This is a genomic window from Variovorax sp. CF079, from assembly GCF_900101545.1.
Classification (GTDB): domain Bacteria; phylum Pseudomonadota; class Gammaproteobacteria; order Burkholderiales; family Burkholderiaceae_C; genus Variovorax.
In genome coordinates, this window is record NZ_FMZU01000020.1 from 23,276 (window position 1) to 47,268 (window position 23,993).

Annotated in this window: 25 protein-coding genes, 2 pseudogenes and 1 riboswitch; of the genes and pseudogenes, 17 read left to right on the forward strand and 10 right to left on the reverse strand. The window is 68.5% G+C overall.

Translation table 11 applies throughout. The annotated features are described in order from the left end of the window. Positions 1-47 precede the first annotated feature (47 nt). The 10 genes and pseudogenes from BLS74_RS24550 to BLS74_RS24595 all read left to right on the forward strand — a co-directional run. Positions 48-1,058, forward strand: a complete 1,011-nt coding sequence (locus tag BLS74_RS24550) for a Bug family tripartite tricarboxylate transporter substrate binding protein (RefSeq protein WP_093109770.1) — start codon at positions 48-50, stop codon at positions 1,056-1,058. Next, positions 1,055-1,627, forward strand: coding sequence for a tripartite tricarboxylate transporter TctB family protein (locus tag BLS74_RS24555; protein WP_093109771.1), 573 nt, complete (start codon positions 1,055-1,057; stop codon positions 1,625-1,627). Before BLS74_RS24550 ends, BLS74_RS24555 begins: the two co-directional genes overlap by 4 nt. Before the next feature lie 21 nt (positions 1,628-1,648). Next, positions 1,649-3,175, forward strand: a complete 1,527-nt coding sequence (locus BLS74_RS24560; RefSeq protein ID WP_093109772.1) for a tripartite tricarboxylate transporter permease — start codon at positions 1,649-1,651, stop codon at positions 3,173-3,175. Between the two features lie 16 nt (positions 3,176-3,191). Beyond that, a complete protein-coding gene (locus BLS74_RS24565; RefSeq protein WP_093109773.1) occupies positions 3,192-4,046 on the forward strand; it encodes a sugar phosphate isomerase/epimerase family protein in 855 nt (284 codons plus the stop codon). Then, positions 4,039-5,463, forward strand: a complete 1,425-nt coding sequence (locus BLS74_RS24570) for an enolase C-terminal domain-like protein (protein WP_093109774.1) — start codon at positions 4,039-4,041, stop codon at positions 5,461-5,463. Before BLS74_RS24565 ends, BLS74_RS24570 begins: the two co-directional genes overlap by 8 nt. Before the next feature lie 34 nt (positions 5,464-5,497). After that, entirely contained in the window at positions 5,498-6,376 is an 879-nt protein-coding gene (locus tag BLS74_RS24575; protein WP_093109775.1) for a sugar phosphate isomerase/epimerase family protein, read from the forward strand. A gap of 42 nt (positions 6,377-6,418) precedes the next feature. Then, positions 6,419-6,668: pseudogene (locus BLS74_RS24580) on the forward strand (crosslink repair DNA glycosylase YcaQ family protein); the annotation flags it as partial. 211 nt (positions 6,669-6,879) lie between these two features. Beyond that, positions 6,880-7,485, forward strand: coding sequence for a type IV toxin-antitoxin system AbiEi family antitoxin domain-containing protein (locus BLS74_RS24585; protein WP_093109776.1), 606 nt, complete (start codon positions 6,880-6,882; stop codon positions 7,483-7,485). Beyond that, positions 7,482-8,390 carry a nucleotidyl transferase AbiEii/AbiGii toxin family protein gene (locus BLS74_RS24590; RefSeq protein ID WP_093109777.1) on the forward strand — a complete coding sequence of 303 codons (909 nt, stop codon included), beginning with the start codon at positions 7,482-7,484 and terminating at the stop codon, positions 8,388-8,390. The genes BLS74_RS24585 and BLS74_RS24590 overlap by 4 nt, the downstream gene beginning before the upstream one ends. Before the next feature lie 220 nt (positions 8,391-8,610). After that, positions 8,611-8,850 (forward strand): annotated as a pseudogene (locus BLS74_RS24595) (hypothetical protein); the annotation flags it as partial. On the opposite strand, the gene BLS74_RS24600 reads toward BLS74_RS24595, so the two are convergent. Continuing rightward, complete coding sequence (locus BLS74_RS24600) at positions 8,819-9,175, reverse strand: ArsR/SmtB family transcription factor (RefSeq protein ID WP_093109778.1); 357 nt, start codon at positions 9,173-9,175, stop codon at positions 8,819-8,821. The pseudogene BLS74_RS24595 and the gene BLS74_RS24600 sit on opposite strands and share 32 nt — an antisense overlap. Beyond that, positions 9,159-9,620 (reverse strand): SRPBCC family protein, encoded by a 462-nt coding sequence (locus BLS74_RS24605; protein WP_093109779.1) that lies wholly within the window; start codon positions 9,618-9,620, stop codon positions 9,159-9,161. Before BLS74_RS24605 ends, BLS74_RS24600 begins: the two co-directional genes overlap by 17 nt. 166 nt (positions 9,621-9,786) lie before the next feature. Further along, positions 9,787-9,943, forward strand: a riboswitch (FMN riboswitch). 89 nt (positions 9,944-10,032) lie between these two features. Here BLS74_RS24605 and BLS74_RS24610 point away from each other — a divergent pair. The 3 genes from BLS74_RS24610 to BLS74_RS24620 all read left to right on the forward strand — a co-directional run bounded on the left by BLS74_RS24610 (position 10,033) and on the right by BLS74_RS24620 (position 11,805). Next, the gene (locus BLS74_RS24610; protein ID WP_093109780.1) at positions 10,033-10,545 is read left to right on the forward strand and encodes a 6,7-dimethyl-8-ribityllumazine synthase; all 513 of its coding nucleotides are present in this window, start codon (positions 10,033-10,035) and stop codon (positions 10,543-10,545) included. A 16-nt stretch (positions 10,546-10,561) separates the two neighbouring features. Next, on the forward strand, positions 10,562-11,236 hold the full coding sequence (locus BLS74_RS24615) for a glutathione S-transferase family protein (protein WP_093109781.1): 675 nt from the start codon (positions 10,562-10,564) through the stop codon (positions 11,234-11,236). A 110-nt stretch (positions 11,237-11,346) separates the two neighbouring features. Beyond that, complete coding sequence (locus BLS74_RS24620) at positions 11,347-11,805, forward strand: hypothetical protein (protein WP_093109782.1); 459 nt, start codon at positions 11,347-11,349, stop codon at positions 11,803-11,805. Positions 11,806-11,826: 21 nt separating this feature from the next. Here BLS74_RS24620 and BLS74_RS24625 read toward each other — a convergent pair whose 3' ends face one another. Together BLS74_RS24625 and BLS74_RS24630 are read right to left on the reverse strand one after the other, a co-directional pair. Further along, the gene (locus BLS74_RS24625; RefSeq protein WP_244503986.1) at positions 11,827-12,579 is read right to left on the reverse strand and encodes a sulfite exporter TauE/SafE family protein; all 753 of its coding nucleotides are present in this window, start codon (positions 12,577-12,579) and stop codon (positions 11,827-11,829) included. An 88-nt stretch (positions 12,580-12,667) separates the two neighbouring features. Then, positions 12,668-13,909, reverse strand: coding sequence for an MFS transporter (locus tag BLS74_RS24630; RefSeq protein WP_093109784.1), 1,242 nt, complete (start codon positions 13,907-13,909; stop codon positions 12,668-12,670). Between the two features lie 89 nt (positions 13,910-13,998). On the opposite strand from BLS74_RS24630, the gene BLS74_RS24635 reads away from it, so the two are divergent. The 3 genes from BLS74_RS24635 (at position 13,999) to BLS74_RS24645 (ending at position 17,365) form a co-directional block, all read left to right on the forward strand. After that, positions 13,999-14,820, forward strand: a complete 822-nt coding sequence (locus BLS74_RS24635) for an AraC family transcriptional regulator (protein WP_093109900.1) — start codon at positions 13,999-14,001, stop codon at positions 14,818-14,820. 74 nt (positions 14,821-14,894) lie between these two features. Then, positions 14,895-16,586, forward strand: coding sequence for a SulP family inorganic anion transporter (locus BLS74_RS24640; protein WP_093109785.1), 1,692 nt, complete (start codon positions 14,895-14,897; stop codon positions 16,584-16,586). Then, positions 16,583-17,365 (forward strand): metallophosphoesterase, encoded by a 783-nt coding sequence (locus BLS74_RS24645; protein WP_093109786.1) that lies wholly within the window; start codon positions 16,583-16,585, stop codon positions 17,363-17,365. Before BLS74_RS24640 ends, BLS74_RS24645 begins: the two co-directional genes overlap by 4 nt. A 7-nt stretch (positions 17,366-17,372) precedes the next feature. Here the strand turns inward: BLS74_RS24645 and BLS74_RS24650 are convergent, their stop codons facing one another. From BLS74_RS24650 to BLS74_RS24675, 6 genes are read right to left on the reverse strand one after another with little or no spacing between them, the layout of a single operon-like run. Next, entirely contained in the window at positions 17,373-17,636 is a 264-nt protein-coding gene (locus BLS74_RS24650; protein ID WP_093109787.1) for an FmdB family zinc ribbon protein, read from the reverse strand. A 6-nt stretch (positions 17,637-17,642) separates the two neighbouring features. Next, positions 17,643-19,055, reverse strand: a complete 1,413-nt coding sequence (gene hydA / locus BLS74_RS24655) for a dihydropyrimidinase (RefSeq protein WP_093109788.1) — start codon at positions 19,053-19,055, stop codon at positions 17,643-17,645. 26 nt (positions 19,056-19,081) lie between these two features. Beyond that, positions 19,082-20,017, reverse strand: coding sequence for a dihydrodipicolinate synthase family protein (locus BLS74_RS24660; protein WP_093109789.1), 936 nt, complete (start codon positions 20,015-20,017; stop codon positions 19,082-19,084). A gap of 12 nt (positions 20,018-20,029) precedes the next feature. After that, complete coding sequence (locus BLS74_RS24665; protein ID WP_093109790.1) at positions 20,030-21,178, reverse strand: NAD(P)/FAD-dependent oxidoreductase; 1,149 nt, start codon at positions 21,176-21,178, stop codon at positions 20,030-20,032. After that, entirely contained in the window at positions 21,175-22,623 is a 1,449-nt protein-coding gene (locus BLS74_RS24670; protein WP_093109791.1) for an FAD/NAD(P)-dependent oxidoreductase, read from the reverse strand. The genes BLS74_RS24665 and BLS74_RS24670 overlap by 4 nt, the downstream gene beginning before the upstream one ends. Continuing rightward, positions 22,616-22,942, reverse strand: a complete 327-nt coding sequence (locus tag BLS74_RS24675; RefSeq protein WP_093109901.1) for a (2Fe-2S)-binding protein — start codon at positions 22,940-22,942, stop codon at positions 22,616-22,618. The genes BLS74_RS24670 and BLS74_RS24675 overlap by 8 nt, the downstream gene beginning before the upstream one ends. A 204-nt stretch (positions 22,943-23,146) precedes the next feature. Between BLS74_RS24675 and BLS74_RS24680 the strand changes: the two genes are divergently transcribed. Continuing rightward, the gene (locus BLS74_RS24680) at positions 23,147-23,980 is read left to right on the forward strand and encodes a transporter substrate-binding domain-containing protein (protein ID WP_093109792.1); all 834 of its coding nucleotides are present in this window, start codon (positions 23,147-23,149) and stop codon (positions 23,978-23,980) included. Positions 23,981-23,993 lie beyond the last annotated feature (13 nt).

The following is a 23,993-nucleotide window of genomic DNA, read 5'->3' on the forward strand; positions in this document are numbered from 1 at the left end:
GGTTCCCGCATCCCGTTTCCCCAGTCCAACTCACCCCAGGAGACACCATGCAGAAGCGCACCTTGATCCGAAGCATCGCCTTCGCCGCGGCACTCGCCACGCTGGGCGGGCCCGTCCTGGCCCAGCAGTGGAAGCCCGAGCGGCCCATCACCATCATCGTGCCCTGGGCCGCCGGCGGCTCCACCGACCAGGTGACGCGCGTCACGGCGGCGGAGATCGAAAAGACGCTGGGCCAGAAGGTGGTGATCGTCAACCAGCCCGGCGCCTCGGGCTCGATCGGCAGCAAGAGCGCGCTCGACGCGCCCAAGGACGGCTACACCTGGACGGCGGGCGCAGCGCAGGACCTGGGCTCCTACGAGACGCTGGGCATGCTCAAGACCAAGATCGCCGACTGGCACCTGTTCCTCAATGTCGCCAACGTCCAGGTCATCGGCGTGAATGCGGCCGCGCCGTACAAGAACGCCAAGGATCTGCTGGACGCGATGAAGGCCAAGCCCGGCCAGATCAGCGTGGCCACCGCGGGCGTGACCTCGGCCGGCCACAACGCGATGGAACTCATCGCCAAGACCACGGGCGTCAAGTACCGCCACGTCACCTACGACGGCGGCAACCCGGCGGTGGTGGCAACGGTGGCCGGCGAGACCGAGGTCACGACGCAGCTCGCGGTCGAGCAGGCCGACATGATCCGCGGCAAGCGCATCCGGCCGCTGGCCACGGTGAGCGACAAGGCGCTGGAACTCGAAGGCTTCGGCTCCATCGAGCCGCTCGCCAAGACGCTGCCCGGCTTCAAGGCGCCGGTCAACTATTTCGGCATCTTCATTCCCAAGGGCGTGCCCGACGAGGTGGTCAAGACGGTCGAGAAGATCTGGGTCGACAACGTCCCCAAGAGCGAGGTGCTGAAGAAGTACGCCACCAGCCGCGGCGCCCTCTTCGCGCCGCTCCACGGCGCCGAGGCGCAGACCGCGGTCACGCCGGCCATCCAGGCCAATGCCTGGCTGCTCTTCGACAGCGGCAAGGCCAAGGTCTCGCCCGAGACGCTCGGCATCGCGCGGCCGTGACGACCGACACCGCCCACAGCGCCGAACGCGCCGCGGCGGAGGCCGAGGCCGCGGCGCACGAGCGCAAGACCTCGCCGCGCGCGGACCTCTGGCAGTCGCTGGGCTGGATCGCGCTCGGCATCGCGACCACCATCGGCTCGCTGCGCATGGACCGGCTCGAGCGGCAGGACATCAACCCCTACACCGTGCCGGGCCTGCTGCCGGGCTTGCTCGGCGCGGCGATCGTGTTCTTCGGCCTCTTGATGCTCTACCGCTCGTGGCGCCGGTTGGCCAAGGCGCCGCACGTGCCGCACGCGCGCACCGAGGCCGACCACGCCGAGATGCGCCGCATGTGGACCGTGCTGGCGCTGTGCATCGGCTTCGCGGCTGGCCTGGTGGGCCATGGCCTGCCCTTCTGGCTCGCGGCCGCGATCTTCGTCACCGTCACTATCAGCCTGCTGCAGTACGCGGAGCGGACGGCGAAGAACCAGCGCCTCCGCGGCCTGGCCTTCGCGCTGGCCGTGGGCCTGGGTGCCGGCGTCATCGTCACGCTCGTGTTCCAGGAGTTCTTCCTGGTGCGCCTGCCCTGACGCGCAGACCAAGGAGACGGCATGTTCGAAGGCTTGCAGATGCTGGGGCACTCCTATCTCAGCTTCCTGAACTTCTGGTCCATCACCTACGGGCTTGGCGGGGCACTGCTGGGAATCCTGGTGGGCTGCATGCCGGGCCTGTCGGCCACGCTGTGCATCGCGCTCCTGACCACGCTCACCATCAAGATGGCGCCCAACGACGCCATCCTGATCCTGATCTGCGCCTACGTCGGCACGCTCTACGGCGGCAGCCGCAGCGCCATTCTTCTCAACATTCCCGGCACCGCGGCCAACGCAGCGTCGTGCGCCGACGGCTATGCGCTCGCGCGCAAGGGCGAGGCCGGCCGCGCCATCGGCATCGCGACCTCGGGGGCCTTCACCGGCACCTTGTTCGGCGTGCTGTGCCTGGCGATGTTCACGCCCGCGCTGGCCGAGATCGCGCTGTCCTTCGGCGCCTTCGAGTTCTTCTGGCTCGCGCTCTTCGGCGTGGCGATGTCGGGCAGCATCGTCGGCGAAGACCCGATCAAGGGCTGGCTCATGGGCTGCCTGGGCCTCCTGGTCGCGCAGATCGGCCAGGAAGGCCTCTACGCCTACGACCGCTTCACCTTCGGCTGGGACGAGCTCTCCGGCGGCATCGCGCTCATCCCCGCCTTGATCGGCGCCTTCGGTTTCGCCGAGGTGCTGACCTCGCTGGCCGATCCCATCGAGCGCAAGATCGTCGAGATGAAGGACTCCGTGCTGCCGCGCTTCCGCGAGGTCGTGAAGTACTGGCGCACCGTGATCCGCTCCGGCGTGATCGGCGTGGTGACCGGCATCCTGCCCGGCATCGGCGAGGACTCGGGCGCGTGGATGTCCTATGCGGCCGCCAAGACGGTGAGCCCCGAGCGCGAGCAGTTCGGCAAGGGCTCGATCGACGGCCTGATGGCGGCCGAGACCGGCGACATGTCGGCCATTCCCGGCGGCATCATTCCGGCGCTGGCGCTGGGCATTCCGGGCTCGGCGCCGGCGGCGGTGCTGATGGCGGCGATGATCATCCACGGCATCCAGCCCGGCCCGATGCTCATGATCAAGACGCCGCAGTTCGTCTACGACGTGGTGGCGATGACCACGCTGGCCACCTTCAGCATCCTGATCTTCGGGCTCTTCCTGGTGCGGCCGCTGCTGCATGTGCTGCGCGTGCGCCGTTCGGTGTTGATGCCGGTGATCTTCGTGCTGTGCACCGTGGGCGCCTTCGCGATCGCCTCGCGCCTGTTCGACGTCTATTGCATGCTGGCCATCGGTGTCGGCGCCTTCTTCCTGCGCCGCCGCGGCTACGAGATGGCGCCTTTCGTGCTGGGCCTGGTGCTGGGCGAGTTGCTGGACAAGAGCCTGCGCCGCGGCCTGGTGCTGTCCGACGGCAGCATCGCGCCCTTCTTCACGCGGCCCATCTGCGCGGCGCTGGCTGCCGTCACCATCCTCACCATGCTGATGTACATCCCGGCGGTGAACGTTCGCCTGCGGCGTGCCTGGGGCGGCGCCAAACGCTTCGTGTTCCGCCGCAGTGCCTGAACAAAGACTGACGCCGATGAAGTTCTCTCTTTGCAACGAGGTTCTGAAGCAGATGCCCTTCGAGGCGCAGTGCCGCGCCGCGGCCGCCCTCGGCTACGACGCACTGGAAGTGGCGCCCTTCACGCTCGCGGTGGACCCGATGGCCATCGGCGACGCGCAGGCGCGCGCCTTCGGCCGCATGGCGCGGGACCACGGCATCGAGATCAGTGGACTGCACTGGCTGCTGGTCGCGCCCGCGGGCCTGTCGATCGTCAGCGCCGACGCCGCTTTGCGGCAACGGACCACTGCCGTCATGCAGCGCCTGGTCGAGCTCTGCGCGCTGATGGGCGGGCGCTACCTGGTGCACGGCTCGCCGAAGCAGCGCTCGGTGCCACCGGGCGATACGCAGGCGGCGGCGCTCGAACGCGCACGCGAATGCCTGGCGGCCGCCGCGCGGTCCGCGCAGCAGTGCGGCGTGGTCTATTGCATCGAGCCGCTGTCCACAACCGAGACCGACCTGCTGAACACCGTGGCCCAGGCGGTCGAGCTGGTGCAAGCCATCGCCTCGCCCGCCTTCAAGACCATGATCGATTGCAGTGCTGCAGGCCAGGTCGAGGCCGAAGACGTGCCCGCACTGATGCGCCGCTGGATACCCACCGGCCACATTGCCCACGTGCAGGTGAACGACCCCAACCGCCGCGGGCCGGGGCAAGGCGAGATGCGCTTCGCGCCCATCCTGGCGACCGTGCGCGAGATGCAGGACAGCGGCCACTACGAGGGCATCGTCGCGGTCGAGCCTTTCGACTACGTGCCCGACGGCATGGGCTCGGCCGCGCGGGCCATCGGCTATTTGCGCGGGCTCGAGGAAGCCGCAGGAGCTCGCCATGGTTGAGGCACCGCGCTTCGTGATCCGCGAGATCGCACTGTACGAGCGCCCGGTGGTGCTGCGCCTGCCCTTCCGCTTCGGCGTGGTGACGCTGACCGAATGTCCCCAGGTCTTCGCGCACGTTCGCATCGTGTTCGCCGACGGGCAAAGCGCCTGGGGCGCCGCCGCCGAGCTGATGGCGCCCAAGTGGTTCGACAAGAACCTCGCGCTCAGCAACGAGGACAACTTCGACCAGCTGCGCCGCGTCACCGCCCTCGCGCGCGAGGCCTACCTGAGCGACGCCACGCCCGGGAGCGCCTTCGGCCACTTCGCGCGGCACCACGATGCGCACCGTCTGGCGGCCGGGCGGCTCGGCTTCAATCCTCTCCTGGCCAGCTACGGACCGGCGCTGCTCGACCGCGCGGTGCTCGATGCGCTGTGCCGCGCGCTGCAGATGTCCTTCTACGCAGCGGTGCGCAGCAACGCGGCCGGCATCGGGTCGGCGCGGCCCGAGTTCGACGGGTTGGGAATGGACGCTTTCCTCGCCGGTCTCGCGCCCGCCGCGCACATCGAGGCACGCCACACCGTCGGCATGGTCGACGCCATCACTGCGACCGAGCTGAAGGAGCCCGTGGCCGACGGCCTGCCGGAAACGCTCGAGGACGTGGTGCGCGTCTACGGCCACCGCTATTTCAAGCTCAAGGTGGGCGGCGACATCGATGCCGACCTCGCGCGCCTCGGCGCGATCGAAGCCGTGCTGGACCGCACCGCCGAACCCTACTTCGTCTCGCTCGACGGCAACGAGCAATACACCGACGCGGCCGGCATCGCCGAGCTGATGGCGCGCATGCGCGAAACGCCCGCGCTTGCGCGCCTCTACGCCTCGATCCTTTTCGTCGAGCAGCCGATCGCGCGCAAGCTCGCGCTCGAGCGCGACCTTCGCGACCTGCGCAGCGCGAGCATCGGCAAGCCGGTGATCATCGACGAGTCCGACGGCGAGCTCGACAGCTTCGTCCAGGCCCGGGCGCGCGGCTATGCCGGCGTGTCCTCGAAAACCTGCAAGGGCTTCTACAAGTCGCTGCTCAATGCGGCGCGCTGCGCGGCATGGAACGCCGAGCCCTCGCAGATCCGCTACTTCATGTCGGCCGAGGACCTGACGACGCAGGCCGGCCTGGCCGTGCAGCAGGACCTGGCGCTGGTCAACCTGCTGGGCATCACGCACGTGGAGCGCAACGGCCACCATTACGTCGACGGCATGGCCGCGCTGCCGGTCGAAGAGCAGCGAGCTTTTCTCGATGCGCACGGCGATCTCTACGAGCGCTCGCACGGCGCGGTGCGCCTGCGTATCGCGAACGGCCGCATCGCCCTCGCCTCACTGGACTGCCCTGGTTTCGCGAGCGCCGCGATGCCCGACTTCGACGCCATGACGGCGCTCGCCATCTGATTCTTCACCACCCCTTCGCTTCGAATTTTTCCCCATGCGCGATTTCTCTCAAAACCACGAGTGGCTCTCCATCAACACCGCCACCGTGCGCAAGCAACGCGGCGCCGAAGTGGCGCTCGACCGCATCATCGACCAGTGCGCCGCGCGCGGCATCCGCGCCATCAGCCCCTGGCGCGACCAGGTCGCCGCCGCCGGCATCGACAGGATCGCGAAGCAGCTCAAGGCGCACGGCATCGGCCTGTCGGGTTACTGCCGCGGCGGCTTCTTTCCGGCGCCCGATGCGGCCGGCCTCGCGGCCTCGCTGGACGACAACCGCCGCGCCATCGACGAAGCCAAGCTGCTGGGTGCGCCCTGTCTCGTGCTGGTGGTCGGCTCCCTGCCCGGCGCGCTCGAAGGCAATGCGGCCTACAAGGATCTGTCTCGCGCGCGCAGCGAAGTGCACGACGGCATCGCCGCCTCGCTCGACTACGCGCGCGGGGTCGGCATGCCGCTCGCCATCGAGCCCCTGCATCCCATGCAGGCGGCCGACCGCGCCTGCATCAACACGCTCGAGCACGCGCTGGACCTGTGCGACGAACTCGATCCGCAGCGCTCGGGCATGCTCGGCGTCGCGCTCGACATTTACCACGTATGGTGGGACCCGAAGCTGCAGCAGCAGATCGCGCGCGCCGGCAAGCAACGCCTGCTCGCCTACCACGTCTGCGACTGGCTCACACCCACGCGCGACCTGCTGAGCGACCGCGGGATGATGGGCGACGGCGTGGTCGAGCTGAAGAAGATCCGCGGCTGGGTCGAGGCCGCCGGCTTCGACGGCTTCAGCGAAGTCGAGATCTTCTCGGCGCTCGACTGGTGGCAGCGCCCCGGCGAGGAAGTGCTCGACACCTGCATCGAGCGCCATTGCAGCGCGGTCTGAGCCGCGCTGCACGCGGCAGGCGGTTGTGCCGCAATCCGCCGCATGGCTGAACCGACCCTCGACGACCTGCGCCGCTATGCCCGTGGCGCGCACCCTCTTCAAGGCCACGACCCTCCCGCGCGCGATCCGGCGCCTCGGCTTCGTGCAGGCCGATCCGATCCGCGCGCCGGCGCGCGCGCAGGACCTGACGCTGCGCCACCGCGTCGAGGACTACCGTGCGGGCGATCTCGAAAGCCGACACGCCAGGTTGGCGATCGACGAGGGCTGCCTCGTCAACTACGGCTTCCTGCCGCGCGAGGCGCGCTCACAGTCGGTCGGCCGCACGCCGCCCTACGACCTGTGGAATCGCAACTGTGAGCACTACGCCACCTGGCTGATGGGCGAGAAGCCACAGAGCCCACAAGTGAACGGTGCCGTCGTTCTCGGGCTGCTCGGTACGGTCCTCTGGTTGGCGAAATGACGCATGACTTGCTGACAAGTGATGCGTACATTAAACTTCCCAGGTGCCACTTACCCAGACCGCACGCATACTCGAACTCGCCCGCCGCCAGCGACTGCTGAGCGCGGCTGATCTGCGCTCGCACGGCTGGTCGCCGCAACTTCTCCTCAAGCTCCACCGGACCGGTCAGCTCCAACGCGTCACCCGCGGCCTCTACAGCCTGCCAGACAGCGAGATGACCGAGCACCAATCGCTTGTCGAGGTCTGCCGGCGTGTGCCCAAGGCCGTCATCTGCCTGCTCTCCGCGCTGCAGTTTCACGAGATCGGCACGCAGCTCCCCCATGAGGTCTGGATAGCGCTGCCCGAGGCGACGCAGACGCCCGCCATCGACTATCCATCGCTGCGCATCGCGCGCCTGCGCGGCATGGCCTACAGCGAAGGCATCGAGACCATCGTCGAGCATGGCTCGACGATCCGCGTCTACAGCCTGTCCAAGACCATCACTGACTGCTTCAAGTTCCGCCACAAGGTCGGGCTCGACGTGGCTCTTGAAGCGCTCAAGGAGGCCTGGCGCCAGCGCAAGCTGAACATCGATGAAGTGACACGCTACGCCAAGATCAATCGCGTGGCCCAGGTCATGCAGCCCTACCTGGAAACCGTCGTCGCATGACGGCAAACCTCGGGGCCTCGGTGCTTGCCCGCCTGTTGAACCTGGCGAAGCAGCGCGGCGACGACTACAACCTGCTGCTGAACCGCTTCGCGCTGGAACGACTGCTGTGCCGCGTCGCTGCGTCCGCGCACGCGGACCGCTTCCTGCTCAAAGGTGCCCTGCTCTTCTCGCTCTGGTACGACCAGCCCCACCGTCCGACGCGTGACGCCGACCTGCTGGGCTTTGGCCCCGACGACGCCGAGACACTGATCGCGACCTTCCGCGATATCGCCGCCATCGACCTCCACGACGGCATCGCCTTCGATCCCCAGTCTGTTCGCGCCGATGTGATCCGCGAGGACAACCGCTACGGCGGACTGCGCGTGCGCCTCACCGGCCGCATCGGCAACGTGCGCTGCGCTCTGCAGATTGACGTCGGGTTCGGCGACGCAGTCACACCCGAGCCCCAGACCATCGTGTTCCCGGTGCTTCTCGATGACTTGGCCGCGCCCACGCTCAAGGTCTACCCAATCTATACCGTCATCGCCGAGAAGTTCCACGCGATGACAGTGCTCGGCTTGGCCAACACCCGCATGAAGGACTTCTTCGACATCGCCTTCATCGCGCAGCGGACCGATCTCGACGGCGCCACGTTGGCGCGCGCCATTGCGGCCACCTTTGCGCGCCGCGGCACCGCCCTGCCCACCCAGGCTCCGACTGCGCTGACCCCGGCATTCGGCGATGACGACGTCAAGCGTCGCCAATGGCAGGCTTTCCTGAACAAGAGCCGCATCGCTGTCGCAGCCGGCACCCTGCCGGAGACCGTCACTCTGCTCCATACCCTGCTGTGGCCGGCGACCCAGGTCGCCGGCAGCGGCAGCAACGCCACCGCTGCATGGAAAGCTCCGGAGAAGCAGTGGCGCTGATAGGTCTGACAGTGATGTCAGACCGCTTTCGCTCTTAGCGTGCAGGCGCTGGTGTAGGCGCACGCGGCAGGAATCGGCCAGACTCCAAGAGCACGGCCGCGAGCTTGTAGAGCATCGTCTTCTGTGCAACCCCATGCCCGGTCGTGACGATCACCGCTGAGGCGTTCGGCGTGGCCAAGATCACGTCCCCGCGAAGATAAAACGTCCACGCCGGCTCGCGCCTGCGAAACGCCAGTTCGGCTACTACGCGCTGCCCCTGTTGTGGCACGACCGCGTGATCGGCTGGGCCAACGTCACAGCGCGCGAAGGCCGGCTGCAACCGGCCTTCGGCTATGCCGGCGCGAAGCCGCGCGACGCGGCCTTTCGCGCGGCGCTCGACGACGAGCTGCAGCGCGTGAGCGAGTTCATGGCCAGGCGGCCACCGGCGCTCAATCCTCTACGGCCACCTTCAGCCGCATGAGCGCCTGATCCCACTGCTGGGCGATGGCGTCGAGCGAACGCCGGCCTTCTTCCAGCCGCGCCCGCTCGAGCTCCCAGAGCCGTTCGCGCCCGACCTTCAGGTCATGCACCAGGCCCGCGCCGGCCAGCACCTGCAGGTGCTTGGTGACGGCTTGCCGCGTGATCTCGGTGCCGGATGTGAGCTGCGCGATCGACATCGCGCCGCCAGCGCACAGCACGGTGACCAGGCGCAGGCGCGTCTCGTCGCCCAGCGCCGCGAAGATCGACGCCGAGTTCTTCAGGGCCAGCTTCTTCAGCTTCACCGGCGCGCTAGGGCGTGGCGACATGCTTCTCGATGTTCTTCATCTGCTCGTCCCAGCCGCCGCTGTTCATGCGGAAGGCCTCCAGCCGGCGTTCCGGCGGGATCTTGTCGAAGCCGGATTCGACCAGCGTGAGCAAGGTGCCGCCCTCGACTTCGGTAAGCTCGAACTCGACCAGCGTGGTCGGCTCCTTCGAATAGTCGACAGCGGCATCGATCGCGGCCGGATGCCAGCGCAGGGCCAGCAGGCGCTCCGGTTCGATGCGCTCGACCAGCACATCGAAGACCAGATGTTCGTAACCCGGATAGGTGATGTGTCCCCGTGCGCGCTGGCCGGCGACGAAGGCCTGCCCCTTCAGCGACACGCGAAACCATTCGCCGAACTCCTCGGCGTTCGACAGCGCGCGCCAGACCCGCGAGCGCGCGGCCTTGAGCAGGATCTTTCTTTCGATGCGGTCCGTGGATGCATTCATATGCAACCTCCTGGCTGCATATTAGGCAGTGCGAACGTAAAACGCAACCATTTCATTGCATTTCCAGCGAAAGCCCCGCGCCACGCGAGGTCTGCCGCACGCGCGACAACCGGCTCGCCGCCCGGCTCCTAGAATCGCCGGGCCGCCGCACGAAAGCGCAGCGGCAAAGCGTTCTCAGGGCGGGGTGGAATTCCCCACCGGCGGTGATGGCGACACGTTCGCACGAGCCCGCGAGCGCCTGCGGCGTGCAATGCGCCGCAGGGTCAGCAGACCTGGTGAGATCCCGGGGCCGACGGTCACAGTCCGGATGAAAGAGAGCGCGATCCCGTTGCCGGGCAGGCGCGTTCGCGCGCGTGCCGGGCCTCGGGTTCGTGCGCCCTGATTCAGGAAACCCTTCTTCAAAAGGCAAACCATGAGTCAGATCAACGACCTTCCCCTCTCCGCCGTCGCGTCGACGGAAGCACCGCGCGGCCGGCGCATCGCCTTCGTGCAGGCGCAATGGCATTCGGATATCGTCCACCAGGCGCGCGACGCCTTCCTCGAGGAAATGCAGCGCCAAGGCGTGCCGCAGGACAGCATCGACATCTTCGACGTGCCCGGCGCCTTTGAGATCCCGCTGCATGCCAAGCGGCTCGCCAACTCGGGGCGCTATGCCGGCATCGTCGGCTGCGCGCTGGTGGTCGACGGCGGAATCTACCGCCACGAGTTCGTCGCCAGCACGGTGGTCCAGTCGTTGATGCAGGTGCAGCTCGAGACCGACGTGCCGGTCTTCTCGGCCGTGCTCACGCCACACCACTTCCACGAACACATCGAGCACCGCAAGTACTTCCACCGCCATTTCGCGGTCAAGGGCACGGAAGTGGCCGAGGCCTGCGTGAAGACCCTGGAGGGATTGCGGCGCGTCGATGCGCTGCTCGCCGCCTGAGCTCTAGGCTTTCGCGATGAACACCATCGCCAAGCCCTACACCCTCTACGGCGCGCCCGGTTCCGGCGCGACGCCGGCGCATGCCGCGCTCACGCTCATCGGTGCCCCCTGCACCATCGTCGACGTCGCGCCCTGGGAGAGCGAAGCCGAGCGCGACCGCCTGCTGCCGGTCAACGCGATGCGGCAGGTGCCGGTACTGGTGCTGCCTTCGGGCGAGCTCATGACCGAGAGCGCCGCGATCCTGGTCTGGCTCGGCGACCGCCATCCGGAGGCGGGTCTCGCCCCCGCCATCGACGATCCGCAGCGCGCGCAGCACCTGCGCTGGATGAGCTTCGTCTCCGCCGCGATCTATTCGCTATTCTGGGCGCGCGATATGCCGTCGCGGCTGGCGGCCGATGCGGCGGCCGAGAAGGTGATCCTCGAGCGCACGGAAGAACGCATCGCCGAATGCTGGCGCCTCATGGATGCGCAGATGCCGCGCGGCACACCCTATCTGCTGGGCGACACCATCGGCATGCTCGACCTCTACGTGACGGTGGTCTCGCGCTGGACGCCGCGACGGCTGCGCTTCTACCGCGAGGCGCCGCGCATGGCCGAGGTGGTGCGACGCGTCGACGCGGAGCCGCGCCTGGCCCAGTTCTGGGCCGCGCGCTATCCCTTCACGCCCGGCTGGGAGGCCGCGGAGCCCTGAGCCTCCGTGAGGCCATCCAAGGGTTTGCGCTGACAAGATGGGGGTCAAACCCTGTTCCCGAGTCCCGTAAGAATTGCGTAAGATTCGCGCCCACGCCAACCAGGATCCCCATGCTCGACATCGATTTGCCCGTGCCTGCTGCGGCGGTTCGCAGCCTTCTTGCCAACCACGGGATCGTCCCGGCGCTGGCCCTGCTCAACGACCGGACGCTCTATCGGTTCACGGCGATCTACAAACTGAGCGGCGAGGTGATGCATGCGGCGCACGCTTTCGACCGCATTTCCGAATACCGCAGCTGGCTGAAGGTGGTGCCGCTCGGCAGGAGCTTCTGCCAATATGCGATCGAGCATGGCGAGTTCGTGACCAGCGATGCCTCCAAGGACCAGCGCCTGACGAACCGCCCCTACGCCGGCTTCGTCGAGTCCTACTACGGCCAGCTGCTGACGCGCGCCGACGGCACGCCCTATGGCACCTTCATCCATTTCGATCTGGAGCCGCGCAGCATTCCGGCGGAGGAAATCGCCTTCCTGCGCGAGGTGATCCCGGAGTTCATCGACTACCTGGAATGAACTAGGGCCCGTTAACAGGCCCTAGCCGGTCCGCGCCAGCAGCACCGGCACCGAGGACACCAGCAGCGCCACGCCCGACAGCGTCAGGAGCCCCAGTACGACCTGGCGGAAGCGCGCCTCGCTGATGCCGATGTAGAGCCGCGCGCCGAGCAGCACCGGTACCAGCACCGCGATTGCGACGATGCCGAGCAGCGGCAGCGTCTCGGTAGCGACGAAGCCCGCGCCGAGGTAGAACGAGAAGGCCACCACCAGCATCGAGAGATTGAAGTTCTGGATCACCGAGCGCTGCACGTCCTTCTCGAGGCCGCGCAGCGTGCACCAGAGCGTCGGGATCGCGCCGGTGAAGCCGCCCAAGCCGCCGCAGACGCCGCCTATCAGGCCGATCACCGCGTCGGCCGCCCGGCCGCCCGCGCTCACGCGCGGCAGATTGCGCGCCATCAGCATGGCCGGGCACCAGAGCACCAGCAGGCCGCCGAGGCAGGCCTTGAACAGCGGCACATCGAGCCGCGGCAGCAGCCAGACGCCGAACGGCACGCCGACGAGGCCGCCGAGGATGAAGGGCAGCAGCAGCGCCCAGTTGAAACCGCGGCGCACCGTGACGGCCGCGATCACCTGGCCGGCGAGCGCGCCGAAGGTCGCGAGCACCGCGGCCAGCTTCGGATCCACCGTCCAGGCCCAGAAGGACATCGCGACCAGCCCGAAGGCGAAGCCCGACAGGCCCTGTACGAAGCCGGCCACGACCGCGCCGAGCGCGACGATCAGGTAGAGAGACAAGGGAATCGGCCGACGCAGGGCCGCCCCAAGGCGGCTGCGGCCCCCTCGGGGGGCAGCGAGGACACGCAGTGCCGAGCGTGGGGGCTCGTCATGCCGAGGCAGGAACCAAGGCCTCGCGCCGCACGCGCCGCACATTGAACGCGCTGGCGATCAGCACCGCCTGCACCACCGCCAGCCCGACGATCACGCTCGCGTACTGGCCATGGTCCATCAGCCGGCCGAAGATCAGCGGCGCCACCGCCTGGCCGATATCCAGGCCCGCGTAGACCACGCCATAGACGCGGCCGGATGCATTGGCCGGCGTCGAACGCTTGACCAGCAGGTCGCGCGAAGGCCCTGCGATGCCCGAGGCGAAGCCCATCGCGCCGAACATCACCGGCACCACGATGGGCGGGAAGTCGGCCAGCGCGAGCACCAGCGCCAGCACCGCGGCCACACCGAAGGCGGCACCCACGATGCGCTCGCACCGCGAGGGGTCGGACGCCAGGAAGCCGCCCACCACCATGCCGGCGGCGCTGGCCACCATGTAGATCGTGAGGCACACCGCGATCAGCGCCACCGGCACCGCGTGCAGATGGCCGGCCGCGGCCGGAGCGAAGGTCTGCACCACGCTCAGCGCCATCGCATAGAAGAGGAAAAAGCCGAAGCACATCCAGACCGCCGGGATCTTGAGGAAGGCGAATTCGCTGCCCGCGGCCGCGTCCGATCCGGTCGCCTTGTGCACTGCCTTCGCATCGAGCGCCAACACGCTGCGGTTCCACCACAGCACCGCCAGCACCACCAAGGCCACCGCGCCCGCCGAGGCCAGCGCCACGCGCCACGAGAAAGCGATGGCCAGCGGCACCACGAAAGCCGGCGCCACCGCCCAGCCCAGGCTGCCGGTGATGCCGTGCACGCTGTAGGCATGGCCCAGGCGCGTGGGTGCCACCTTGCGATTGAACAGCGTGTAGTCGACCGGATGGAACACGCCGTTGCCGACGCCCGCAACCACCGCGCTCGCGAGCAGCATCCAGTAGCTCTGCGCCAGCGCATAACCCACGGCGGCCAGGGCCAGCAGACCGAGCCCCACGAACAGTACCGGCCGCGGACCCAGCTTGTCGACCACGAAGCCCGAGGCCGCCTGCACCACGCAAGAGACCACGAAGAACACGGTGAGCACCGCGCCGAGCTCGGTGTAGCTCACCTCGAACGCGTCCTTGAGCCACGGAAACAGCGGCGGCAGCACGAGCTGGGCGAAATGGCTGATGGCATGCGCCAGGCCGACCAGGCCGATCAGCTTGGCGTCGGAGCGCAGGGTGGGCGTGGCGGCGGAAGCGTGGGATGAAGACATGAATTGCAACAAGAAACTGGACCGGGCACCGATCGTATTCCCGGATGCCGCGGCAGAATGCCGATACAGAGACAACATTTGTCGAAATCATGCCGCCCCTTGCCGCCACGCCGATCTACAGCGTCGCCTCGCTCACGCCCCATCTCTATGCGCCAGACGCGCTGCGCCCACTGCGGGCCAAGGAACACTTTCTCAAGGCCGACACCCTCGTCGAGCTGCACTCCCATCCCTGGCCGCAGCTGACCTTCTCGACGCGCGGCGTGATCCGCCTGAGCACCGAGGACGGCAGCTACATCGTGCCGCCCTCGCGCGCGCTCTGGGTGCCAGCCGACATGCCGCACAGCGTCACGCTGATCGAGGACGCCGAGCTGCGCACCGTCTACCTGCACAGCTGGCTCGGGCCGGCCTGGGAGAAATGCGAGGTGCTCGAGATCAGCCCCTTGCTGCGCGCCCTGATGCTCGCGCTCGACACCACACCCGACGGCCTGCCGCCGTCCGACCCGCATGCGGCGCAGCGCGAGCGCTGGATCGCGCCGCTGCTGGTCGACGAGCTCGAGCGCGCGACGCAGATCCGCATCGATGTGCCGCTGCCGGCCGACAAGCGCCTGCGCCAGTTGTGCGAGACGCTGCTGCGCAACCCGGCCAGCCGCGCCACGCTGGCCGAACGCGCCGAGGCCATCGGCGCCAGCGAGCGCACCGTGGCGCGGCTGTTCCGCGACCAGCTCGGCATGAGCTGGCAGCAATGGCGCCAGCAGGCCGTGCTCGCGCATGCGCTGCCCCTGCTCGCGCGCGGCATGGCCGTGAGCCAGGTGGCGTCGGCCAGCGGCTATGCGACCGACAGCGCCTTCTGCGCGATGTTCAAGGCCGCGACGGGGAAATCGCCGACGGCGTTCCAGCACAAGAAGAAGTAGCTGCCGCGGCGCCTCGCAAGCGCTTTCGTATCATCGGCCGGTGCACCCCGAACAACATCCCGCGCGCTGAAGGCATGGCCCTCCACCGCGACCAGCTCGTGCGCTGGCTTCCCTTCCTCGGCTGGCCCCGCCCGAGTCGCGCGCTTCTCGCCGGCGAGGCGCTGGCCGGCGTCACCGTGGCGCTGATGATGATCCCGCAGGGCGTGGCCTATGCGGCGCTGGCCGGGATGCCGCTGGTCACCGGCATCTACGCCTCGCTGCTGCCGGCGCTGATCGGCGTGCTGTTCAGTGCATCGACGAGGCTCTCGGTCGGGCCGACCGCCTTGTCCAGCCTGCTGGTCGCGGCCTCGCTCGGGCCGCTGGCCATTCCGGGCAGCGCCGAGTGGGTGGCGCTCGCGGTGTGGCTCTGTCTCATGTCCGGCGCAATCCAGCTGGTGCTCGGACTCGGCGGTTTCGGCTGGGTGCTGCGGCTGGTCAATTCGCCGGTGCTGATCGGCTTCACGCAGGCGGCCTCGGTGCTGATCATCCTGTCGCAGCTGCCGGCGCTCTTCGGCTTCACGGGCCGTAGCATCGGCCAGCTGCTGCATGGCGCGCCGCCCGACTTCCTGGCCATTGCCTTCGGGCTCGGCAGCATCGCCGCGCTGTGGCTCGCCAAGGAGCGCTGGCCGCGCTTTCCGGCCGCGATGATCGTGGTCGGCGCCTGCGCGGCCATCAGCGCCGCCATCGGCTATGCGCTGCGCGGCGGCGCCGTGATCGGCACCCTGCCCTCGGGCCTGCCGGCCTTCTACTGGCCCGGCCCGCTCCCGCTCGGCAGCTTCGGCACGCTGCTGCTGCCGGCCCTGATGATCACGCTGGTGAGCTTTCTCGAAACCGCATCGAGCGCCAAGGTCGACAACGCGCGCGCCGGCAGGCTCTGGAACGAAAACCAGGACCTGATCGGCCAGGGCCTGGCCAAGATCGCCTCCGGCCTTTCGGGCGCCTTCCCCACCAGTTCCTCGTTTTCGCGCTCGGCCATCAATCTCTACGCTGGTGCGCAGACCGGCTGGGCCACCGTGTTCTGCGTGCTGCTGATCGGCGCCGCGCTGCTGTGGGCGATGCCGCTGCTCTACCACGTGCCGCAGGCGGTGCTCGCGGCGATCGTGGTCATCGCCATGCTGGGGCTGGTGCGCCCGGGGCAGTTCGTATCGCTCTGGCGCATCTCGCGCGTCGAAGCGGTCACGGCGCTGGTCACCTTCGTGCTCACGATCGCGACCGCGCCCTCGATCTACTGGGGCGTGCTGGCTGGCCTCTTGATGAGCCTGAGCCACTACATGTACCGGCACCTGCATCCACGCATCATCGAGGTGGGCCTGCATCCCGACGGCAGCCTGCGCGACCGCCACCTGTGGAACCTGCCGCCGCTGGCGCCGCAGCTGCACGCGATGCGCATGGACGCCGAACTCGACTTCGCCACCGCGAGCACGCTGGAGCGCGCCATCACCGTCACGCTGGCGATGCGGCCCGAGCTCACCGACATCTGCCTGTTCGCGCAGCCGATCAACCGCATCGACGTGACCGGCGCGGAGGTCTTCGGTGCCATCCGCCGGCTGGTGGAATCCAAGGGCGTGCGGCTGCACCTGAGCGGGCTCAAGCTGCCGGCGCAGCAGGTGCTGGAACGCGCCGGGCTGCTGGCGCCGGGGCCGATGCTCTTCGTCTACCGGACCGACAGCGACGCGCTGGCCGCGCTGGCCGATGCGTCGGTCCTGCAGCAGGAGAGCGTCGCATGAAACTCCACATCCTCTCGGACCTGCACCTGAGCCGCGGCGTGATGCCGCATCCGCAAACCGATGCCCATCTGGTCATCCTGGCCGGCGACATCGCGCGCCCGGCCGAAGCGATGGCCTGGGCCGCGGGCTTCGACAAGCCGGTGCTCTATGTGGCTGGCAATCACGAGTTTTACGGCGCCAGCATCGACGGCACGATGCGCGAACTCAAGGCAGGCGCGGCCGGAACGCGCATCCGCGTGCTCGACGACGAGGAGGTCGTTGTCGACGGCGTGCGTTTTCTCGGCAGCACGCTGTGGACCGACTACCTGCTGTTCGGCGCCGGTGAGGCGCGCACGTCGGCGACGGCCCTGGCCGCCCAGTTCATGCGCGACTTCAGCCGCATCCGGCTGAACGAGGATTCGCCGGCCCTCTTCACGCCGGCGGACGCGGCCGCGCTGTTCCGGCGCCACGCGGCCTGGCTGGCCGACCGGCTGGCCGAGCCGCATGCAGGGCCGACCGTGGTCATCACGCACCACGCACCTTCGCCGAAGAGCATTCATCCGCGCTTTGCCGGCTCGCCGATCAACGCCTCCTTCGTGTCCGACCTGGAAACGTTGATGCCCGGCGGCGGGCCCGAGCTCTGGATCCACGGCCACACACACGACAGCTTCGACTACCGCGTGAACGACACGCGCGTGCTGTGCAACCCGCGCGGCTATGCGCGCGACGGGGTCAACGAGAACGCGCTCTTCGACCCGCTGCTCGTGGTCGAGGTCGGCACGCGGAACACCGGCCGCTGACGCGGCCTCAGGCGCGGGTCCGCAGCGCCGGCGGGCAACAGCCGCAAGCGCCGCCATGCCGCAGGCGCTGGTAGCCCGAACCGGCGCCCTGCTCCGACCGCAGTCCGGATCTTGGCTCCCGGCTGCCCATGCCCAGCGAAACCGGAACACTCAGCGCGCGGCCGGACTCGGCGCCGCATGCAGGGCACGGGGCGGGCTGGTCGAACAGCGCCAGGGGCCGCCGCGCGGTGAAGGGACCGCAGCGTGCACAAGCGTAGTCGTAGGTGGGCACAGGCGTTTACCAGCCGCCCGATTCGCCGCGCGGCACGTAGCGGCCGCTGCCGGTCTTGCCGAGCCAGTGCTCGCCATCGACGATGAGCTCGCCGCGCAGCAGCACCTTGCTCACCCGGCCCGTCACGCTGCGGCCTTCGAAGAGCGTGAAGTCGCAGTTGCCGTGCTGCGTGTTCGCCGAAATGACATGCTGGGCGCCGGGATCGAAGAGCACCAGATCGGCGTCGCTGCCGACCGCGATGGTGCCCTTGCGCGGAAACAGGCCGAAGAGCTTCGACGGCGCCGTCGAGGTCAGCTCGACGAAGCGGTTGAGCGAGATGCGGCCGGAGCGGACGCCGCCGTCGTAGAGGGTCGCCATGCGTGTTTCGACGCCCGGCACGCCGTTCGGGATCTTCGAGAAATCATCGCGGCCGTACGGCTTCTGGTTGACGCGGCCCAGATGCCCTTCCTTCATGCAGAAGGGGCAGTGGTCGGTCGACACGAGCTGCAGATCGTCGGTGCGCAGTGCGGTCCACAACGCCTGCTGCGACTCCTTGGAGCGCAGCGGCGGACTCATGACGTAGCGCGCCAGGTCGAAGTCCTCGCTGTCGTAGGCGCTTTCGTCGAAGAACAGGTAATGCGGGCAGGTTTCGGCGAACACCGGCACGCCCATGTCGCGCGCCTCGATCACATGCTTGAGCGCTTCCTTGGCCGAGAGATGCACGAAGTACACCGGCGCATCGGCGAGTTCGGCGAGCTTGATGCCGCGGTGCGTCGCTTCCCCCTCCATAAGGGCCGGCCGCGTGAGCGCGTGGTACTTGGGCGCGGTGTGGCCCTGCGCCAGCGCTTCCTGGATGAGAAGCTCGATGATGGTGCCGTTCTCGGCATGCAGCGCGATCATGCCGCCGTGCTGGCCGACCATGCGCATGGCCCGGAAGATGGCCGCGTCGTCGACCATGACCGAGCCCGGATAGGCCATGAACATCTTGAAGCTCGAGACGCCTTCGTGCCGGATCGCGTGCTGCATGTCGGCCAGGGCCTGGTCGTCGACCGCGGTCACGATGACGTGAAAGCCGTAGTCGATGCAGGCGCCCTCCACGCCCTTGGCCTGGGCGCGTGCTATCGCCTCGAGCACGCTCACCTCCTTGCGCTGGAACGCGAAGTCCACGATCGTCGTCGTGCCGCCGAAGGCGGCCGAACGCGTGCCGGACTCGAAACTGTCGCAGGTGGTGGAGTCTCCGAAGGTGTTGTCCATGTGCGTGTGGCAGTCCACGCCGCCCGGCAGCACAAGAAGACCGGTGGCGTCGATGACCGCGGCGTCGGGGCCCGCGTCGAGCGCGCGGCCGATGGCGACGATCCGGCCGTCATCGACCAGCAGGTCTGCGGTGTAGTCGTCCACGGCCGTGACGATGCGGCCGTTGCGAATGATTTTGCGGGACATGGGTGTTGACTCCTGAAAAATCCGAGCTACGCGCTGACGCCGGCTTCGGCCAGCGCACGCTCCAGGGCGGCGACTTCCTCGGCCGGCAGCGGCCCCATCGGCAGCCGCATGGCATCGCTCGGAAAACGTCCGAGCAGCTTCAGGCAGGTCTTGAGCCGTGCCGTCGCGTAGCCGCCCGGCGCCGTGCCGTAGATTGCCTTGGCCAGCGGATAGATGCGCTCGTTGAGACGGCGCGCCTCGTCGAGATCCTTGCGCCGGATGGCCTGGTCGAGCGCGATCACGAGCTCCGGTACCACGACGGCCAGGCTCACCAGGCTGCCCTCGGTGCCGATGGCGAAGCAGGTGAACAGGTGTTCGTCGCCCGAAGCCATCATCGCCACCTGCGGCGCCACGCGCTTCACCAGGCGGCGGTTGGCCTCGTAGGCTGCAGCCTCCCAGCTGCCCTCCTTGACGCCGACCACGTGCGGCAGCTGCGCGAGCTCGGCGAGCACCTCCGGCGGATAAGCCATCGCGCCCGCATTGACGCCGGCCTGGTAGAGCATCAAGGGCATCTGCGCGTTGGCGTTGGCCGTCTTGTGGTGCGTCACGGCCATGCGCGAATCCTGCGAAAGCGCCCAGGAGAACGGCGGGAAGACCAGCACCGCGTCGGCACCGGCGGCCTTGGCATCGTCGACATGGTGCCGGGCCTCGAGGCTGTCCTCGGCGTTGATGCCGCAAACCAGAATGGCGCGCTGGCCGCAGACCTCGAAGGCGATCTCGGTCACGCGGCGCTTCTCTTCGCGCGAGAGCAGGAAATTCTCGCCGGCGTGTCCGTTGATCAGCAGGCCCGTCATGCCGGGCACGGAGGCGTTGGCCTCCAGGTGGGACGCCAGCGTGGTCTCGTCGATGCGGCCATCGCCCTGCAGCGGGCACAGCGTGGCGGCATAGATGCCGTGAAAAGGGTCAGGTCGTTGAGGAATCATGGAGGGGACATTTCAAGCGCCGGGCATCGGCATGCCCAGCAGGCGGGCGGGATCGAAAAGAGGCAGGTCGGGCTCCTGGCCGAGGATGTGCTGGGCCATGATCCGGCCCATGAACGGGCCGCTGGTGTAGCCCGAGTGCGCGCTGCCGATCACATAGGCCTGCGGCACGCCGGGCACGTCGCCGATGATGGGCATCGCATCCGCGGTCTCGGCCTCGAGGCCGAGCCAGATGCGCGCGATGCGGGCTTCGGCCAGCGCCGGTACCGCGTAGGCCGCGAGGCGCACGTTGCCCACCAGGTTCTGCGGGCGGGCCTCGACGCCGCCGCGCTCTCGGTCGCCATCGCCCTGCCAGCCGCCGCCGATCAGCACGGTGCCGTTGGCGAACTGCTTGAGCGAGAGCAGACCGCTCGCGACGCTGAGCACGGTGCGCATCACGGGGCGGATGCGCTCGGTGATGATGAGTTGGTTGATCAACACCTTGATCGGAATCTGCACGCCGAGCCAGGCCAGCATGTTCTGGATCCACACGCCGCCGGCCAGCACCACCCGCTTCGCGTGCAGCGGTGCGCGGCCGGCGGCAGCGTCGAGACGAATCACGTGGCCCGCATCGCCCGAATCGATGGCCGCAACCGGCGCGTTTTCGAGCACCTCGACGCCGGCGTGCGTGAGCGCATGGCGGAACGCCCGGCCCGTGAGGTAGGCGCTTGCGAAACCATCAATCTCGCAGTAACCCGCCTTCAGCAGGCCGGAATGCAGGCCGGGCTCGATCTCCCGCGCACGCTCGGGCGTGATCACCTCGATCGGCGCGCCATACGCGCGGCGGGCCTTGGCGCGCAATTCGACCAGTTCGCACTCCGCCTCGGTGAAGGCCAGCGTGAGCCCGGGCACGTGGGTCGCGAGCACCCCCATGCCGAGCCACCTCTCCGCATCCATCCACATCTGCCACGCGCGCATGGCATAGGGCACGAGCGCGGCGCGCGTCATGTGCAGCGTGAGCGTGCCGGCGTTGACGCCCGAGGCTTCGCGGCACAGCGGTCCGCGATCGACCACCGCCACCCGCATGCCGCCCTCGGCCAGATGCAGGGCGGTGGCGCAGCCCATGACCCCGCCGCCGATCACGACCGCGTCGTAGGCCGCCGCATGGCGCGTGGCCTCGCTCACAGCGGGGCCGCCTTCGGAATGGGGATGTCGGCGTAGGTGTAGTCGCCCGCCACCTCGGCGAGCGAGACCGGACGCAGCGGCGCGCGGCCCGTGAAGCAGCCCACTGCCTCGCGACTGCCGACATGCGCTGCGAGCAGTGCCCCGGCCACATCGCCGCAGCTTCGGCCCTGGCACGGTCCCATGCCGCAGCGGGTCCAGGCCTTGAGCTGGTTCATGTCGCGTGCACCGTCGCGCGCTGCCGCATCGATCTCGGCGCGGGTCACGTCTTCGCAGCGGCACACGATGGTGTCCGCGGCAATGCCGGCAACCGTGCCTTCGCGCAGTGCCATCAGGCCCGCCATCGCACGCCCGAATCGTGCAGGCTTGTGCCATTGCGCCAGCAGGCGGGCGCGTTCGCTTGCATGGACCTCTGCCACCAGCCGGCCGAGGTCGTGCGCACAGGCCAAGGCTGCCAGTTCGCCATGGGCGCCGGCCGCGGCGGCGCCGGCAATGCCCGCGCCGTCCCCTGCGACGTAAAGGCCCGCGACCGAGCTGCGGCCGTCGGCGTCGGTGTCGGCGATCCAGCCGCCGCGTTCCGCGGCATAGCGATGGCGGGCGCGCAGCAGCCGGGTCACGTCGGTGCCCGGTACCAGGCCGTGCCCGACCGTCACGCCGTCGGCCACGAACACGGCTGACGGGACATCGGCAATCGGCTTGCCGGCCGCATCGACACGCAGCGCACGTACCTGAAACCCATTGCCCACCGCCTGGACGGAATGGATGCCGTGCCGGTGGAACACCGGCACACCGGCGATGCGCAGGCTGGCGTACCACTGCGCCCCTCGCCACAGCAGATCGGGGCGGCCAGTGAGCGACGGCAGCGCACGCAGCCAGTCGGCCTGCCCGGCCAGGTCGAGCACCGCGGCCACCTCGCCGCCTGCCTTGAGGATGCCGTTCGCCACCGCCAGCAGCAGCGGCCCGCTGCCTGCCACCACCGTACGGCGTCCCGGCAGCATGTTCTGCGACTTGAGCAGGATCGTCGCGGCGGCCAGGCCCATGACGCCCGGCAGGGTCCAGCCGGGAAAGGGCACGACGCGCTCGGTCGCTCCTGTCGCCACCAGCAGCGCACGCGGCTGCCAGCTGACGGTGCCATCCGGACCGATCAGGTCGGTGCGCAGACTCGTACCGACGTTCCACACCTTGTGGCCGAAGAGGCAGCGCACGCCGGCCCGGCGCAGTTCTTCGCGCAGGGCATCGCCCTGCCTCGCCTCGGTCGACAGCGCGGCGCCGCTTGCACGTGTGAATCCTGCGGGAAGCGGCCGCCACACCTGCCCGCCCGCGTCGTGGTTCTCGTCGACCAGCAGTACGCTGAGGCCGCAGCCCTGCGCGCGCAGCGCCGCCCGCGCGCCGGCCGGACCGGCACCGATCACGAGCAGATCGACGGACTGGAGCGCTGCCTCAGCCATGACGCTCTTCCCTGAAGGGGAGCGTTTCGACCTCCAGCCCGCCGGCCACCGGCACCTGGCAGGCGAGCAGCTTGCGCGCACCGACCCACACCAGGCATTCCTGGCAGGAGCCCATGAGGCAGAACAGGCCGCGGGGCGCCCCGTTGCGCGGACTGCACCGCAGCTCGCGCCGGCCCGCCGCGAACAGCGCCGCGGCGACGCTTTCGCCCCCGAATGCCCGGACGGTGCAACCATCGACTAGGAATTGCACCGCCGGCCCCCGCTGCACCGCCTGATCGGCACGCAGTGCCGCAGGCGCGGAATAGGAAGACTTCGTCATGAAGAAAAAGCGTCGGATGAGCGATTGAAACAAGCCGGGCAAGTCCAGGCTGGACCCGCTGGATTTTATTGTATACATTTCATATATCGATGTTATTTCTTTTGCAGACATCGATCGAACTGGCATTCGTCTTGCGTTCGTTCCCGCTCTGCGAACCGCGATCGGCGGTTCGATCCAACCATCCATCTCTAGGAGTTCTTCTCGATGAAGCAAATCAGGAACGCAGTCCGCCGCGCCTTGCTGGCGGCCGGATCGCTTGCACTCGGCTCGACCCTGCTGGGGCTGCCGGCGTCCGCGTCGGCGCGAACGCTCGACGAGATCGTTGCCAGCAAGAAGATCGTCATCGGCGTCAATCCCACGCTGCCGCCGCTGGGCATCTTCAACGACAAGAATGAGATCGATGGTTTCGACGTCGAAATCGCACGCAAGCTCGGCGAGCTGCTGGGCGTGAAGACCGAAATCGTGCAGGTCGGCTCGCCCGATCGCATTCCCTTCGTGAGCAGCGGCAAGATCGATGCCGTGCTCGGCGCCATGACGATCACGGCCGAACGCCAGAAAGTCATCGACTTCACCGTGCCGCTGCACACCGAGGTGTTGGGCGTCCTGACGACCAAGGCCAAGCCGTACAAGGACTGGATGGAGCTCAACGACCCCTCGGTCAAGCTGGTCGAGGTGCGCGGCGCCACCCCCGTGAAACTGGTGCAGGAGAAGCTGCCCAAGGCCCAGTTGCTGCTGCTGGACAACTACCCCGACGCGGTGCGTGCGATCGCCCAGGGCCGCGCCGACGCGATGATCGACGTGATGGACTTCATGACCGAGCACACCGCCAAGCACAAGATCGACTGGCGCATCGTGGACGCGCCCATCGACGTCTATTTCTGTGCCATCGGCGTGCAGAAGGGCAACGACGCGCTGCGCGAGAAGCTGAGCGGCGCGATCAAGGAACTGCACCGCAACGGTTATGTGGACGAGCGCTGGAAAAAATGGTTCGGCGGCCCCATGCTGCATGACCCGCGCACCGCGCCGAGCTACAAGTAGGCGTCGCGCCGAA

Bases quoted from the DNA above. Each gene is read 5' to 3' on its own strand.
- BLS74_RS24680 (WP_093109792.1), top strand. From the start codon at position 23,147: ATGAAGCAAATCAGGAACGCAGTCCGCCGCGCCTTGCTGGCGGCCGGA.
- BLS74_RS24645 (WP_093109786.1), top strand. From the start codon at position 16,583: ATGAAACTCCACATCCTCTCGGACCTGCACCTGAGCCGCGGCGTGATG.
- hydA (WP_093109788.1), bottom strand. From the start codon at position 19,055: ATGTCCCGCAAAATCATTCGCAACGGCCGCATCGTCACGGCCGTGGAC.
- BLS74_RS24630 (WP_093109784.1), bottom strand. From the start codon at position 13,909: ATGTCTTCATCCCACGCTTCCGCCGCCACGCCCACCCTGCGCTCCGAC.
- BLS74_RS24560 (WP_093109772.1), top strand. From the start codon at position 1,649: ATGTTCGAAGGCTTGCAGATGCTGGGGCACTCCTATCTCAGCTTCCTG.
- BLS74_RS24550 (WP_093109770.1), top strand. From the start codon at position 48: ATGCAGAAGCGCACCTTGATCCGAAGCATCGCCTTCGCCGCGGCACTC.
- BLS74_RS24600 (WP_093109778.1), bottom strand. From the start codon at position 9,175: ATGTCGCCACGCCCTAGCGCGCCGGTGAAGCTGAAGAAGCTGGCCCTG.
- BLS74_RS24565 (WP_093109773.1), top strand. From the start codon at position 3,192: ATGAAGTTCTCTCTTTGCAACGAGGTTCTGAAGCAGATGCCCTTCGAG.
- BLS74_RS24610 (WP_093109780.1), top strand. From the start codon at position 10,033: ATGAGTCAGATCAACGACCTTCCCCTCTCCGCCGTCGCGTCGACGGAA.
- BLS74_RS24660 (WP_093109789.1), bottom strand. From the start codon at position 20,017: ATGATTCCTCAACGACCTGACCCTTTTCACGGCATCTATGCCGCCACG.
- BLS74_RS24605 (WP_093109779.1), bottom strand. From the start codon at position 9,620: ATGAATGCATCCACGGACCGCATCGAAAGAAAGATCCTGCTCAAGGCC.
- BLS74_RS24635 (WP_093109900.1), top strand. From the start codon at position 13,999: ATGCCGCCCCTTGCCGCCACGCCGATCTACAGCGTCGCCTCGCTCACG.
- BLS74_RS24590 (WP_093109777.1), top strand. From the start codon at position 7,482: ATGACGGCAAACCTCGGGGCCTCGGTGCTTGCCCGCCTGTTGAACCTG.
- BLS74_RS24570 (WP_093109774.1), top strand. From the start codon at position 4,039: ATGGTTGAGGCACCGCGCTTCGTGATCCGCGAGATCGCACTGTACGAG.
- BLS74_RS24615 (WP_093109781.1), top strand. From the start codon at position 10,562: ATGAACACCATCGCCAAGCCCTACACCCTCTACGGCGCGCCCGGTTCC.
- BLS74_RS24670 (WP_093109791.1), bottom strand. From the start codon at position 22,623: ATGGCTGAGGCAGCGCTCCAGTCCGTCGATCTGCTCGTGATCGGTGCC.
- BLS74_RS24575 (WP_093109775.1), top strand. From the start codon at position 5,498: ATGCGCGATTTCTCTCAAAACCACGAGTGGCTCTCCATCAACACCGCC.
- BLS74_RS24675 (WP_093109901.1), bottom strand. From the start codon at position 22,942: ATGACGAAGTCTTCCTATTCCGCGCCTGCGGCACTGCGTGCCGATCAG.
- BLS74_RS24620 (WP_093109782.1), top strand. From the start codon at position 11,347: ATGCTCGACATCGATTTGCCCGTGCCTGCTGCGGCGGTTCGCAGCCTT.
- BLS74_RS24640 (WP_093109785.1), top strand. From the start codon at position 14,895: ATGGCCCTCCACCGCGACCAGCTCGTGCGCTGGCTTCCCTTCCTCGGC.